The organism is Paenibacillus sp. GSMTC-2017, assembly GCF_016019935.1.
Classification (GTDB): Bacteria; Bacillota; Bacilli; order Paenibacillales; family Paenibacillaceae; genus Pristimantibacillus.
In genome coordinates, this window is the sequence record NZ_JAECMT010000002.1 from 400,706 (window position 1) to 414,044 (window position 13,339).

General features: G+C 40.9%; 16 protein-coding genes. 3 read left to right on the top strand and 13 right to left on the bottom strand.

Annotated features, from left to right (window positions below):
• Positions 1-52 precede the first annotated feature (52 nt).
• The 11 genes from rpsA to I6N90_RS09240 form a co-directional block, all read right to left on the bottom strand.
• The gene (gene rpsA / locus I6N90_RS09190) at positions 53-1,297 is read right to left on the bottom strand and encodes a 30S ribosomal protein S1 (protein ID WP_197935224.1); all 1,245 of its coding nucleotides are present in this window, start codon (positions 1,295-1,297) and stop codon (positions 53-55) included.
• Between the two features lie 76 nt (positions 1,298-1,373).
• Positions 1,374-1,952 (bottom strand): lysophospholipid acyltransferase family protein, encoded by a 579-nt coding sequence (locus I6N90_RS09195; protein ID WP_197935225.1) that lies wholly within the window; start codon positions 1,950-1,952, stop codon positions 1,374-1,376.
• A gap of 3 nt (positions 1,953-1,955) precedes the next feature.
• Complete coding sequence (cmk, locus tag I6N90_RS09200; RefSeq protein ID WP_197935226.1) at positions 1,956-2,654, bottom strand: (d)CMP kinase; 699 nt, start codon at positions 2,652-2,654, stop codon at positions 1,956-1,958.
• Positions 2,655-2,790: 136 nt separating this feature from the next.
• On the bottom strand, positions 2,791-2,988 hold the full coding sequence (locus tag I6N90_RS09205) for a hypothetical protein (protein ID WP_197935227.1): 198 nt from the start codon (positions 2,986-2,988) through the stop codon (positions 2,791-2,793).
• A 61-nt stretch (positions 2,989-3,049) separates the two neighbouring features.
• A complete protein-coding gene (locus I6N90_RS09210) occupies positions 3,050-3,703 on the bottom strand; it encodes a flagellar brake protein (RefSeq protein WP_197935817.1) in 654 nt (217 codons plus the stop codon).
• 81 nt (positions 3,704-3,784) lie between these two features.
• On the bottom strand, positions 3,785-5,140 hold the full coding sequence (ypeB, locus tag I6N90_RS09215; protein ID WP_197935819.1) for a germination protein YpeB: 1,356 nt from the start codon (positions 5,138-5,140) through the stop codon (positions 3,785-3,787).
• A gap of 100 nt (positions 5,141-5,240) precedes the next feature.
• Positions 5,241-5,402, bottom strand: coding sequence for a hypothetical protein (locus tag I6N90_RS09220; protein ID WP_197935228.1), 162 nt, complete (start codon positions 5,400-5,402; stop codon positions 5,241-5,243).
• Positions 5,403-5,447: 45 nt separating this feature from the next.
• On the bottom strand, positions 5,448-6,143 hold the full coding sequence (gene prsW, locus I6N90_RS09225) for a glutamic-type intramembrane protease PrsW (RefSeq protein WP_197935229.1): 696 nt from the start codon (positions 6,141-6,143) through the stop codon (positions 5,448-5,450).
• Positions 6,144-6,158: 15 nt separating this feature from the next.
• Complete coding sequence (locus I6N90_RS09230) at positions 6,159-7,394, bottom strand: Glu/Leu/Phe/Val family dehydrogenase (protein ID WP_197935230.1); 1,236 nt, start codon at positions 7,392-7,394, stop codon at positions 6,159-6,161.
• Between the two features lie 158 nt (positions 7,395-7,552).
• A complete protein-coding gene (locus I6N90_RS09235; protein ID WP_197935231.1) occupies positions 7,553-8,164 on the bottom strand; it encodes a genetic competence negative regulator in 612 nt (203 codons plus the stop codon).
• Between the two features lie 202 nt (positions 8,165-8,366).
• Positions 8,367-8,690, bottom strand: coding sequence for a hypothetical protein (locus I6N90_RS09240; RefSeq protein WP_197935232.1), 324 nt, complete (start codon positions 8,688-8,690; stop codon positions 8,367-8,369).
• A gap of 165 nt (positions 8,691-8,855) precedes the next feature.
• Between I6N90_RS09240 and I6N90_RS09245 the strand changes: the two genes are divergently transcribed.
• Positions 8,856-9,698, top strand: coding sequence for a polysaccharide deacetylase family protein (locus I6N90_RS09245; RefSeq protein ID WP_197935233.1), 843 nt, complete (start codon positions 8,856-8,858; stop codon positions 9,696-9,698).
• Here the strand turns inward: I6N90_RS09245 and I6N90_RS09250 are convergent.
• Both I6N90_RS09250 and I6N90_RS09255 read right to left on the bottom strand, forming a co-directional pair.
• On the bottom strand, positions 9,688-9,921 hold the full coding sequence (locus I6N90_RS09250) for a hypothetical protein (protein WP_197935234.1): 234 nt from the start codon (positions 9,919-9,921) through the stop codon (positions 9,688-9,690). The genes I6N90_RS09245 and I6N90_RS09250 overlap by 11 nt on opposite strands.
• A gap of 2 nt (positions 9,922-9,923) precedes the next feature.
• Positions 9,924-10,511 (bottom strand): CPBP family intramembrane glutamic endopeptidase, encoded by a 588-nt coding sequence (locus tag I6N90_RS09255; RefSeq protein ID WP_197935235.1) that lies wholly within the window; start codon positions 10,509-10,511, stop codon positions 9,924-9,926.
• Positions 10,512-10,573: 62 nt separating this feature from the next.
• Here I6N90_RS09255 and I6N90_RS09260 point away from each other — a divergent pair, with 62 nt between their 5' ends.
• Both I6N90_RS09260 and serA read left to right on the top strand, forming a co-directional pair.
• Positions 10,574-11,500, top strand: a complete 927-nt coding sequence (locus tag I6N90_RS09260; protein WP_232242815.1) for a hypothetical protein — start codon at positions 10,574-10,576, stop codon at positions 11,498-11,500.
• A 228-nt stretch (positions 11,501-11,728) separates the two neighbouring features.
• Complete coding sequence (serA, locus tag I6N90_RS09265; protein WP_197935237.1) at positions 11,729-13,321, top strand: phosphoglycerate dehydrogenase; 1,593 nt, start codon at positions 11,729-11,731, stop codon at positions 13,319-13,321.
• The last annotated feature ends 18 nt before the right edge of the window (positions 13,322-13,339 follow it).

The following is a 13,339-nucleotide window of genomic DNA, read 5'->3' on the forward strand; positions in this document are numbered from 1 at the left end:
AAAAGGCTATTCCTGCGAAGAATCGCAGGAATAGCCTTTGGACGAAAGAATACTATTTCAACTTGCTTAGTTTGTCGCCAAAACGTTCAGCCAATGAGTAGCTCATGCTTGCGCTATTCAAACTAACATTAGGGTTGTTGATTTCTTCGATCTTCGGAGCACGAGGAGCACGAGGTGCGCGTTCCTGTCTTGGTGCAGCTTCAGTTTGTGCTGGAGCCTCTTCCGTTTCTTTGATGCTTAGGCTAACGCGCTTTTCAGCAGCGTTGAAGTCAAGAACTTTAGCTTGAACTTCTTGGCCTTCAGTCAAAACTTCATGTGGTGTAGCGATGTGACGGTGAGCGATTTGTGAAATATGCACTAGACCTTCAACACCTGGTGCGATTTCAATAAATGCGCCAAACGTTACAAGACGGCGAACAGTACCAGTAACGATGTCACCAACGTTAAATTGGCTTGTAGCAGCATCCCAAGGACCTGGTTGTGCAGCTTTGATACTTAGGCTGATTTTGCCGGCAGCAGCATCAACTTTAAGTACTTTAACACGAACCGCTTGACCTTCAGCTACAACATCTTTTGGATGTGCAACATGTTGCCATGAAAGTTCAGACACGTGAACCAAACCGTCAATGCCACCGATATCAACAAATGCGCCAAATGGCGTCAAGCGTTGAACAGTACCATCAAGCTCTTGACCAGCTACAAGGTTCGACATAACTTGTTGCTTGCTTTGCTCGAATTCTGCATCCAATACTTCTTTTTGTGAAAGAATTACTTTTTTATTTTCTACATCGATTTCTTTAACTTTTACGCGAAGAGTACGACCTTTGTAGTCGCTGAAATCCTCAACGAAGTGACGCTCAACCATGGATGCAGGAATGAATCCACGTACGCCAACGTCAGCAACAAGACCGCCTTTAACAACGTCTGCTACTACTACTTCAAATACATCGCCTTTTTCAAAACGTTGTTGAAGCTCATCCCAAGCTTTTTCGCCGTCAACTTGACGCTTAGAAAGAACTAGGCTTTCTTTGCTATCGTTGATGCTAACAACTTTAAGCTCAACTTCTTGACCTACTTGAACTGCAGCAGCAGCGTTTTCCAATTGAACAGCTGAAAGCTCATTAATTGGAATGACACCGTCATATTTATATCCAAGGCTTACGTAAGCTTGGTTATCTTCGATTTTGACGATTGTACCTTTTACGGAGTCGCCTTTTTTCAAAGACACGAAATTATCCATTGCATCTTGGCTTACTTCCTCCGCAACGGTTTCTTGCACATTGATCTCTTCTGACATTGAAATAACCTCCTCAATTCATACCCCAACTTTATTTAAACCCGCTTAGCAAAAACTAAGTCGGTATTTAAAACAATTAAATGTGATGCTGTACCGCCAGTTCGCGAATACGATTCATAACGGCATCTGTTACTTGCTCTAGCATTTCTGGTGATGATTCTTCGATAATTGCTGTAAGATCAATAGGTTCACCATAAATGACAAGCGTTTTTCTAAATGGTTTATAATTACCTACAATTGCAACCGGAACGATTACTGCCCCGCTTCGTATAGCAATCATAGCAGCACCCTTTTTGGCAGCGCCGACATTACTGCGTGATCCTTCAGGGAATATTCCCATAACTTCTCCGGATTTCACTAGTGTAATAGCGGATTTAATGGCATCTTTGCTCACTCCGCCCCTTTTTACAGGGAATGCTCCGACAGCACGAATAAGTGGACCTAATACTGGCACTTTGAAAAGTTCTTCCTTGGCCATAAAATGCACTTTGCGTGGAACTTTTACACCGATCGTCGGCGGGTCAAAATTACTAATATGGTTTGATGCTAGGATGACTGGTCCCTCATTTGGGATATGATGCAGCCCTTTTGCCTCAAGCCGGAAAATTAATGTGTAAATCATTCTCAAAAGAAACTGGGCTATGCGGTATAACATAGTTTACTTCGCCTCCGCCAATTTGGTTCGGCTTAATTTCACAATTGTCTGAGCGACATCGTGAATAGTCATGCCGGTACTGTCCAATTCTATGGCATCCGAGGCTCGAATGAGTGGAGAAATATCTCTTTGCTCGTCCAATCGATCCCTCTCGGCAATTTCTGCCTCAAGTTGTTCCAGTGAGATGGCGTTATCCGCCGATAACTCTTTAAATCTTCGTAAAGCACGCTCTTCAACTGAAGCAGTCAAAAATACTTTGACTTCAGCGTTTGGAAGTACATGAGTTCCAATATCTCTTCCATCCATGACTACACCTTTACGGATTGCATAATCCCTTTGCATTGTACTGAGAACTTGCCTTACGATCCCACTCGCAGCAAAATAAGATACATGCCTCGTCACTTCTCTAGAGCGAATGAGAGTGGTAACATCCTCATCGTTTACGAATATGGATTGTCCATTTACGCCTGGCTCTAGTTTAATCTGGAGAGATGCTAGCATTTCAGCTAAGCGTTCGTCTTGCTCTGCTGTAATAGATAAGCGCTGAGCACTTAGCGTTACAGCTCTGTACATCGCACCTGTATCGATGTACACATAACCCAATTGTCCGGCGACCATTCTCGCAACCGTGCTTTTTCCAGCGCCTGCAGGCCCGTCAATTGCAATATTAATTCGGTCACTGTCACCATCTTGTTGCGCCACGTATGGTCATCCCCCTTTAAATCAAGACGGCCTCTTTCTCTCTGAATCAACCAGTTGCTGTTCAAAGAAAAAGCAGGCATTGCCTGCGAACGTGAAAATTATACCACAGAATGACCTGAGATGCAAAAGAGAAGCGCTAGTTCAAGCGGGTTCCCTCCCACCGATCTGCGCTCGTCAGCCAATTTCTGATCGTATCATTTTGTAATGCGATTTGAGAAAGAAAGGCTAAAAGTAGAAGGATAATAACAACGTTACGTAGTATCCGCGTTGCACTTTCGGTGAACTTCATCAATTGTTCTCGATCACTATATTTCCTTACAAATTGTCGAAACATCAGGAATGCCTCCTTCCAACATGTGGATAGCATCCCGCGATTTCAATAATTTATTCTGACCTTAACGATTTCGATATTCAAGTTGTTTTTCAAAACAAAATCTAATAATTTTTTGCCTCTCTGAGTCGGTTATGCTAATAAATTTGGACATCACTTCTTTACGTCCAGATTCAAGTACGCTAACTCTTACAATTTCAGCGTGAAAGGATACATGCTCGATTGTCCCATTTTTATAAGGGACTAACAGCCAACACTCCAATGTCTGTTCACTTTGCAAAGGCCACTTACCTTCACATACGAATGAAATACCACCGCCGCCTACATCATCAGTATGACATAAAAAACGGGTGTGACTTGACATTTTCACTGCCATCTCAAGTTCAGCCGGTACTCGCAAAAAACTTCTTCTCTGAACTTTTGTCATTCGCTCTGGATCAGGTTTCATAATTTTTACTAATCGAACACCATCGTCCTTAAAGCCTATAACGTGAGAATCAAAAAAATGTTTGACTCCTTCATCCGACAAAAAAAACACCGACAATTCATCACCTAAAAAAAGACGTTTTGCACGCCCTGCTTGATTACTTAGCGGATATTCAATATGTAAAACTCCATCTTCTTCATCGGCAATACGTGAACGATATTCAATCGTTGCCTCAACCTCATCGGAAGAGGCGACTTGATAGTACAACATCTGATTAACTTTAGGCAACAACATGGATCCCCTCCCGTATATCAGACATTATAGCATGTCGTTTGGAGGGGAGCCATATCGATATTTGCCGAAAAATATCCTTTAGCTTTCAGAAACTTGCTTTTCTTGATTAGTTAAAACCTCTATCGTTTCTTCTATTCCTGTTTCAGCATTAATATATATCCGATAAGTCGAACCATTGATTTGACCCGTGTATTCATAACACAGTGTTTCATCGCCGAGCTCATTAATAATTATCGCAAGCTCTTCATCCGTAACCTTCATTGATGGATTTATCGCTTTTTTCGCTTCTTCTTTCGTTAAACTAGCTTTTGGCAATACACGTTTGTGATGCTCATATACATAGTCGTTTGCTTGCAAGCCAACTACCTCACCATTATCTAGAGCGACTTTAACTGTAAGCTTTTCCGGATAAATTAACACATCGTTTTGCGTGCCAATATATGTGAATGAACCGGAATTATTGTAGACGTCGTAGCTTATTGCCTCCATATCTTTAAAGCCATGATCCTCAAGAAATTTGTCAGCGGAGTCTTCCGCCTTTTCGAAATCAATTTTTGCGGCACCCAATTGGCGTTGCTTCATAAACCAAATTAATTGCCCACCTTTTTGGGTGAAATCCATTTGAACCTTATGATTCGGGTCCTTTTCATTAACAAGTGCGGAATAAGACGCATATTCCGTACCTTTAGCGTTTTCGGCTACTTTTACATGAGAAGGATCGACCTTCAGAAATTGTGCTGCTTTTTTCTTGATCTCTTCAGCGCTGACCATTTCGCCACCTAGCATTTTGATTGTGCGCTTCGCGTACATGCTACTTACAGATGGTCCCCAGTTTACTTCAGGGTATGAGCCAACTTTTTTATCAACGGATCTTAACCCATCAGCGATCACATTGCTGCCTGCTTCTTTATCTGATGCAATTGCAAGCTCGACATCCATCCAACGAAGTCGATTAGACAATACATCCTTCTGCATATGATGCAAATCTTTTGCAATTTCGTCAGATTTCTTATAGAGCGTCTGAAGTGTCTTGAACTCATCTTCAGAAAGCGGCTGCTTCGTTAGATCACGCACTGCCGTCTTATAAGCAAAATTAGAAATATGGGATAGAAAATCTTCTGCCTCCGTAAACGGCAAATAACTTAGTGGCAATTGACTGATCTCGCTTTGCGCTTGGCTAGTAAGTCGCCATACATTTACTAACCCTTTGCGATGATATCCTCCTGATGTGCTGTTAACCGCAAGCGTATTTCCGAGCTGTTCATGAACCTTTTCGACATGCAGAGTCAAATCATGAAAAGCGCGCTGATATTGATTTTCCGCTTTAATCAGAATGGAATTTTTCTCTTGATGCTCTTGATATCCCCAATAAACTGTGCCAATCAAAAGAACGGTCACTATTGGAAACATAACTGAGCTAAGTCTACGATACACCATGCAAAAAGCTCCTTTCTAATGCCAAACCTGGTGTTAGTTTGGTTATCAGTGGGGAGCTTTATGCATAACTGTATTCTTTTGTGAAAGAGTAGCCGGTTTAATAACCAGCATGTTCCTCTATATCTAGATCGTTGCTATTATTGCAAATACATTGCCTAAAGCCTGTATCAATAAAACCCTTTTCGCGCCTACCTCGTAGAACAAATTTTTCACCGCAGACGTTGCAGCGAATCGTCACTTTAATTCTAGCCGCCTCCATCTTAACCTCCCATATGTCTTTATATGGTCAGTATAGACGGAACAATTACAGTTTAACCTCGTCTTTGCGCCCAATAAACCGGAATGGCGATCTAGCGTTTGCTAACGTCATTTTACGTAATCCCCAAATCCAAAGGACAATCATAAAAGGAATGATAAACCAAATCCAATGATGTTTAGCCATCAATATAATCCAATCATATAAACCATGTAGCGCAAATGGTAATAAGAGGGAAATGACGATGTAATAGTTCATTCGGCCCTTCTTCATAAACTTGGCTTTACCCAAATAATAACCCATCATAATACCAAACAGTGCATGACCGGAAACGGGTAATAATGCCCTAACAAATAGTGTCCCGATAGAAGAAGGCATATAGATCGCATAGAGCACATTTTCCATCGTCGCAAAGCCTAATGAGATGGACGCCGCATATACAATTCCATCGTAGGGCTCATCGAATTCCATATGGTTATAGATGACATGGTACAACACGAACCACTTCAGAAATTCCTCCACACCTGCTGACATGATAAAGGCAGAAACAAATGGGTCCTCTCCAAGCCAAAGCTTTAATCCATGTTGTAATACCATAATCGGTACAACTACTAATATTCCAAGGATAAATAACCTCAGCACCATATGAAATGGTTCTGAGTCATACCGATCCCTCAAATATAAATAAGTTAGCAATGAAACACCTGGTGCCACTGCTGCCGTCAATATGGAAAACACAAGCATTTTTCCCCTGCTTTCTTACACCCACCCGCGATATCTGACAGCTTCCGCCATCTTTCTTACACCTGACATATAAGCAGCAAGCCTCATATCAACTTTGCGGGTTCGATGTATTTCATAAACATTTTCAAATCCACGGATCATCATGATACGAAGTTTTTCGTCAATTTCTTCTTCGCCCCAATAATAACCTTGATTATTTTGTACCCACTCAAAGTAAGATACGATTACGCCGCCTGCACTCGCCAGAACGTCTGGTATAAGCAAAATACCTCGCTCTGAAATAATCTTAGTTGCTTCTAGTGTAGTAGGTCCATTAGCAGCTTCCACAATGATAGATGCTTTTATGTTAGGCGCATTTTCTTCTGTAATTTGATTTTCGATAGCTGCTGGTACTAGTACGTCACAATCTAATTCAAGCAGTTCATCATTTGAAATCGTCTTAGGAAATAAATTCGTTACATTACCAAATGAGTCACGACGATCCAATAGATGAGGAATATCGAGTCCATCTTTATTATACAATGCTCCGTTCACATCGGAAATACCAATTACGCGTGCTCCTGCCTCATACATAAATTTGGCAAGGAAACTACCTGCATTACCGAAGCCTTGAATAACAATTCGAGCATCTTGAATAGGTATGTTTTTTATTTTTAACGCTTCATAAATCATGATGACAACCCCGCGAGCTGTTGCCGTCTCTCTTCCTTTGGAACCACCTAGTACAATTGGCTTACCTGTAATAAATCCAGGAGAATCAAATTCACGAATATGGCTATATTCATCCATCATCCAAGCCATAATCTGTGAGTTAGTCATCACATCGGGAGCTGGAATATCTTTTGTTGGACCAACAATTTGACTGACAGCTCGTACATATCCACGACTAAGCCTCTCAAGCTCTCGAAATGACATCTTGCGCGGATCACAAATTACGCCACCTTTACCTCCGCCATAAGGAAGATCCGCAATACCACATTTTAGACTCATCCATATCGACAATGCTTTAACTTCAGTTTCCGTTACTCCTGGATGAAATCTAACGCCACCTTTAGTAGGTCCAACGGAGTCATTATGCTGAGAGCGATAGCCTGTAAACACTACCGTTGACCCATCATCCATACGCACTGGAATACGGACAGTCAAGAGCCTCATAGGCTCCTTTAAAAGATCAATCATGTCTTGTCCATAACCTAATCTCTTTAGTGCTTGTTCAATTACAACTTGCGTTGCATGCAATACATCGCTCATTAAGTCCACCCATCCTGTTCTGCGTCATTATCTACAACTAATATGAACTTCACTAGCACATCATATTCTATTTTTGCATCAATAGGAAATATAAAAAAAGGAACATCGTGCAGAATTATTAATTCTGCTGATGTCCTTTAGTGTGGTGACAGAGTGATCTAATAAAGAAAATGATTGCAAATTTCATGAATTGCTGATTCTGGCATTATCACTTTACCGTATTCCTCCAGCATAGCATGAGTAACTGAAGTTGCTTCTCCATATTCAGCTAATAGTGCAATAACCGCATGATACCTCGTTGATTCTAGTTGTGCAGGTTCTAGCACAAGAATCCACTTACCATTGTAGGAATATAATCTTCCTCCTTCGGTCAGTTTTGAGGTTTTTAGCTGCTTGGCTACTGATATGACGTCTTCAAAGTCACGGAAAGCGAACATGACAACATCGCTATGTTCCATCGTTACTTCCATATCATATATGTCATCTTCCATTTCATCTTCATCCGTAGAATCATCACCAGCAGCGTTCGTTTTGCCGCGGGTCACATTTATGATCATTCCCTGAGCGGGCATAGCAAGCACTTCAACTGCAAGCGGTCCACTCGCGTCAAAACCAAGCTCAGTATATGCTTGATCCATCATTTCCAGGAACAGATCATGAAGCTTAGGCGGTTCTCGCCACATATCGTCCTTATGGATCCCACGTTCCGACAAGTCGTCGAACGTCAGGAAAATTCGTATTCTGTCCTGACTAAGTCGTTCGATTTTCATGACAGGATCCTCCTCTACAGCATCTGTCTTAATAGAATATGAATCTATTGTTCGAATGTGAATAAATTGGTCTCATTCACTATGTAATTACTTTATCATGTCTGCAACTTGAATGCACTATTATTGAACGAAAAAAGAATCGAATCAGCAACTGTTCCATTGGAACGTTACCGAATCGACTCTTGATTAATGACGGTATTATTTAATGTGTGATCGAGGACGATTCCGCTTTTATCTTCTCAACCTCTTGCTTCAGAGCTGGATCACTATTTAATAATAGTTCAATTTGCTCCCAAGATTGTGCGGATTTTTTTGCGGTATCGTCTGAAGACTTTGGGGCATTTGTTACTGCTTCATCTTTCCAATCAGATTGAATAAATTTTGTAACCGATTTGTTAACTAAAATTGTGCCTAAATCAGACATGGCGCTTGAAGCGAAGGCAATAGCTCCTGGCCGCTTCTTGGATAAATAAATAGTTGCTGCAGCGCCAATCAATCCGCCAAACAAAAGACCGCTTAACTTCATAGAGCTGGACACCTCTTTCTTGCTGCATTTTCATGACTTAGTGTGACCGTCTTACTACAGAACCATTCGGCATAAATTAAGGAAGGGCAGAAGTCAAGGGCACACCGAAATATGTTACAATATGATCGCATCCAGTAAGAAGCCAAATGATATTGGGGGATAAAGATGAGAAAAACATGGCAGACAGCGCTTATTCTTCTACTTGCTCTGCAATTAGCAGGCTGCGGAAACCATTCAAATGAAACCACTATAAACATCAAATCAACACCAATTTCAACTGAAACAACTAATCTCGTTCAGACTCAAACTGTAGAAGCTACAGCACAGCCAACACCTGACCCTAAAGAAACGATTCAAGTTGAAGGAACAGCACAAACGCTTTATAGAATGAATAACGTTTTTCGTTTCGAACCCCTCGATAAATTAGCTCCAAAAAAGGCTGTTCTTTTAACTTTTGATGATGGGCCTAATGACGAAACAACGCTGAAAAGTATATTAGATACGCTTGATAAACATAACGCAAAAGCAATCTTTTTCGTAAATGGATATCAAGTAAAACAACACCCTGACCTGTTGAAGCTAATTCATGAACGTAAACAAACGATCGGCAACCATTCCTATGATCACATTAGTTTGAGAAAAGAAAAAGCGGAAGTTGTTGAGAAGCAGCTAACCGGCGTCCAAATAGAGGTTAAACAGTTAACCGGCGTAGTGCCGAAGTTTTTCCGACCACCTTATGGTGAAGGCAGTGATCTTGTTAGGAAAATAGCAAAAGACCACGGCATGTTATACATGACGTGGTCGAATGGATCACTCGATTGGGATAAAACGGCTAAAAACAAACCAGATGTTGTAATCAAAAATGTAATGGAACAATTGCATCCTGGAGCAAACATTCTCATGCATGAACTTAAATGGACAGCTGATGCGCTTGATGAATTGTTAACAAAAATTGAAGCTGATGGATACAGCTTCATCGACCCTGAAACAATTGAAGTTACACACTAAACTTATTACCGTACCAGAATAAAAAAGCGACTAAACATAAAAACAAAATAAATAATAAATTATAGTACCATTTATTCACTTTATGGATGCTCGAAGGAAATTTTTTGCGCCTAGGCGGCAACTCAAGCAAATCATCGATTTCATTCGTGGTATGCGTAAGTTCACCCGCCTTTTCATGTTGTTGCGTTCGTGAGGAACGACTATGTGTTAATTTCCTGCTCATGACTACCTCCTAAAACGAATAATTAATCCCATAATGAGGTCGATCACAAAGTGGGCTATGATCGGCGCCCAAATAGTGCCGCTTTCGATGTATATCCAGCCTAGACCGTAACTAATTGAAAAGACTAGTCCAGTTGGAATCCAATGTTTAAGATATCGAACATGAATAGCGGCGAAGATGATGCTGGTCCAATAAGGACCAATTGCGTGCTGAATCGCACCACGGAAAAGTAACTCTTCGCAAACAGCAACAACAAACGAAATTAATACAATGTGCCAAATGGGACGATTACCAAATATACGATCATTTACTCCACCATCGTCTGCTACATCTTCTGGTATCCACCTAGAAATGAGCAGATCGATCGCAATGACAGCAGCTGCGAGTCCAAGGCCCCACCATATATACATTATCGTCGAAGGGACCGAAAATAGTTGAATTATATTTTGCCGCTGAAATAAAATCCATATGATACCGATAATAAGAGTAAGTGCTTGTGTAGCGTATAAATTAATAAGTAGCATGCGATCATCAATTTCATCAATATTGACCTTGCGTACCCTTATATTACGTATATCAAATTTTTTCATAGTTACCCGCCTGTCTGCAAATGTTGTCGAATACTCATATTTATATACATAAAAGGAGATTTATGATGGAAAAACGATTAACGACCACAGCAATGTTATTTAGTGTAGGATTTGTGTTTATGCTCGTCTGCGCAGTTGGAGCATTTTTCTACGGTGTCAAAATCGGCTCTGATAAAACAGAAATGAAATATGCCTCCACTGCTAAAGCAGATGAAGAAGCAGCCAAACTTGCAAGTACTCCTTATCAACAACAAGATTTAGTGTCCTTTTACTTAACTGTATATTCGCCCTATCGTGAATTTCAGAACGACTGGTTTGCTGCTATGACAAAGCTTTCAAAAGGACAAGACGTCGATACTGAGGCAACTTTCAAAAAATTAGCCAAGTTAGCAGAACAAAAAGCAAAAGAAGCAAGTTCATTCGATATGCAGAAGTCTCCGTTGTTAGGTGAAGCTCAAGTTGGTTATATTCGTAGTTTGAAAAAGTTTAAGGAAGCTGCTGACAAAGCCACCAACGCTAATTCGAATACGAATGTTATTGAATTATATAAAATCATTTTAAATGAAAAAAATTATATTGCAGCTACTGATGAATCGTTGATCGCTCAACGCGCTTACTTCTATGCGATGCAAAAATGGGCAGCTACTGTTGATCCAGATATACCTAGTGCATATAAAACGTCAGAACCAATTAGTGTGAAACAATGGAATTCATTACCCATTTCAATAAAAAACATTATCGTAGTCGATTATTTGGTTAAACGGAACGAATTGAATCCCTTCTACCCTCATGATTTGACTAGCCGTGTTGACGAGTTTATCGAATCCGGTCAAGCATCTAAGATGAAACTTACTACGTTAAATGCAATTGTCGATCTCCTTCTAAATACTGAAGCTGTCGATTTAGGAGATTTTGCGTTGAATAAAGGACGATTCTATCAATCCGAGGTTCTACCTCAACTGCCTTTCTTCTATCCTGAGACACCATAATTCAAAAAATGCTAAAGATGTTGCTTGAATCATAACGAAATTTTCACAAATGAGCAAGTTTCAGCATTGCATTTAACTGCTGTAATGCTATAAAATAATAAAGTCCAATTCGTTCGTAGACTGAACTCTTTATCCGGGCGCTGCACAGCGATGCGGGTCAAGAGTTTTTCTTTTCATATTTTAGCGGAGCTATTAATAGTTTCGCCAATTCTAGGAGGCATGTTCCACATGTACAAAGTGCTCGTATCTGATCCCATAAGTGATTTGGGGATTCAACAGCTTGTCGAAGCAACAGATGTAGTCGTCGACAAAAATCCTGGTCTTAATGAAGACGAATTAGTAGCCATTATTGGTGATTATGACGCTCTTCTTGTCAGAAGTCAGACGCGCGTAACTGCAAGAGTGATGGAAGCCGGCAAGAAACTGAAAGTCGTTGGACGAGCTGGTGTAGGTGTTGACAATATCGATCTAGCAGCAGCTACTGAGCGTGGTATCATTGTCATTAACGCTCCAGACGGTAACACAATTACAACATGTGAGCATACGTTTGCAATGATGATGGCAGTAGCCCGTCATATCCCTCAAGCTTATATGAAAACGGTAAGTGGCACTTGGGATCGTAAATCGTTCCTTGGTGTTGAACTAAGAAACAAAACATTAGGTGTACTCGGTATGGGTCGTATCGGCAGCGAAGTCGCTAAGCGAGCTAAAGCATTCGGCATGAATATTATGGGCTATGATCCGTTTATGACTGAAGAACGTGCAGAAAAAATGGGCGTTAAACTTGCTAGCGTAGACGAAATTGTCCGCCAAGCAGATTTCATGACAGTCCATACCCCTCTAACTCCTGAGACTAGACATATGATTGGCAAAGAGCAATTTAATGTGATGAAAAAAGGTATGCGTATCGTTAACTGTGCACGTGGTGGCATCATTGACGAATATGCATTGGTAGAAGCTATCGATCAAGATATCGTAGCGGGCGCTGCGTTTGACGTATTCGAAGTTGAACCACCAGCTGAAGACCATCCATTCCTTAAACATCCGAAAATAATTGTTACACCTCATCTTGGCGCTTCTACAATTGAAGCTCAAGAAAATGTAGCAATCGACGTATCTGAGCAAGTGCTTCATATTTTGCGTGACGAGCCGTTCACAAATGCTGTGAATATGCCTCCGATTCCTGCAACACTTCAAAGCAAGCTACAACCGTACTTTGCACTTGGTGAAAAACTTGGAAGCTTCATCGCTCAATCTACCGAAGGTGCGGTTACTGAAATTTCTGTTAGCTACTCTGGAGAACTAGCTGAAGTGGATACTCAACCGCTAACACGTTATGTAGTACGTGGTGTACTCGCTCATCATTTGGGCGCAGATCAAGTTAACGTTGTTAACTCCTTACATCTTGCTAAGCTCCGTGAAGTTAACATTGTCGTACAGAAATCACATACACCAAAGGACTTCACAAACCTAGTTACTGTCAGTCTCCGCACAAAGAAAGAGGAGCATGTTGTAGCTGGTACTCTACTTACAGGATACGGACATCGAATTGTTCAAATCGACAAGTTCCCAGTTGACGTAACACCTGAAGGTAATCTAATTCTAATTTCACATAACGACAAACCAGGTATCATTGGCCGCGTAGGCACGCTCCTAGGTAACAATGATGTCAATATCGCTACAATGCAGGTAGGACGTCAACTAGTTGGCGGTTCAGCTATTATGGTACTACGTGTAGACAAAGGAACACCTAAAGAAATTTTAGCTCAACTGACAAACATGTCAGAGTTAAATACAGCAAAAGAAATTATTTTACCTTAATATGTTTCACGAACAACA

Excerpts from the sequence above, each read along its gene's own strand:
- rpsA (WP_197935224.1), bottom strand. The coding sequence starts at position 1,297 with ATGTCAGAAGAGATCAATGTGCAAGAAACCGTTGCGGAGGAAGTAAGC.
- I6N90_RS09195 (WP_197935225.1), bottom strand. The coding sequence starts at position 1,952 with ATGTTATACCGCATAGCCCAGTTTCTTTTGAGAATGATTTACACATTA.
- I6N90_RS09205 (WP_197935227.1), bottom strand. The coding sequence starts at position 2,988 with ATGTTTCGACAATTTGTAAGGAAATATAGTGATCGAGAACAATTGATG.
- I6N90_RS09220 (WP_197935228.1), bottom strand. The coding sequence starts at position 5,402 with ATGGAGGCGGCTAGAATTAAAGTGACGATTCGCTGCAACGTCTGCGGT.
- prsW (WP_197935229.1), bottom strand. The coding sequence starts at position 6,143 with ATGCTTGTGTTTTCCATATTGACGGCAGCAGTGGCACCAGGTGTTTCA.
- I6N90_RS09230 (WP_197935230.1), bottom strand. The coding sequence starts at position 7,394 with ATGAGCGATGTATTGCATGCAACGCAAGTTGTAATTGAACAAGCACTA.
- I6N90_RS09235 (WP_197935231.1), bottom strand. The coding sequence starts at position 8,164 with ATGAAAATCGAACGACTTAGTCAGGACAGAATACGAATTTTCCTGACG.
- I6N90_RS09240 (WP_197935232.1), bottom strand. The coding sequence starts at position 8,690 with ATGAAGTTAAGCGGTCTTTTGTTTGGCGGATTGATTGGCGCTGCAGCA.
- I6N90_RS09245 (WP_197935233.1), top strand. The coding sequence starts at position 8,856 with ATGAGAAAAACATGGCAGACAGCGCTTATTCTTCTACTTGCTCTGCAA.
- I6N90_RS09250 (WP_197935234.1), bottom strand. The coding sequence starts at position 9,921 with ATGAGCAGGAAATTAACACATAGTCGTTCCTCACGAACGCAACAACAT.
- I6N90_RS09255 (WP_197935235.1), bottom strand. The coding sequence starts at position 10,511 with ATGAAAAAATTTGATATACGTAATATAAGGGTACGCAAGGTCAATATT.
- I6N90_RS09260 (WP_232242815.1), top strand. The coding sequence starts at position 10,574 with ATGATGGAAAAACGATTAACGACCACAGCAATGTTATTTAGTGTAGGA.
- serA (WP_197935237.1), top strand. The coding sequence starts at position 11,729 with ATGTACAAAGTGCTCGTATCTGATCCCATAAGTGATTTGGGGATTCAA.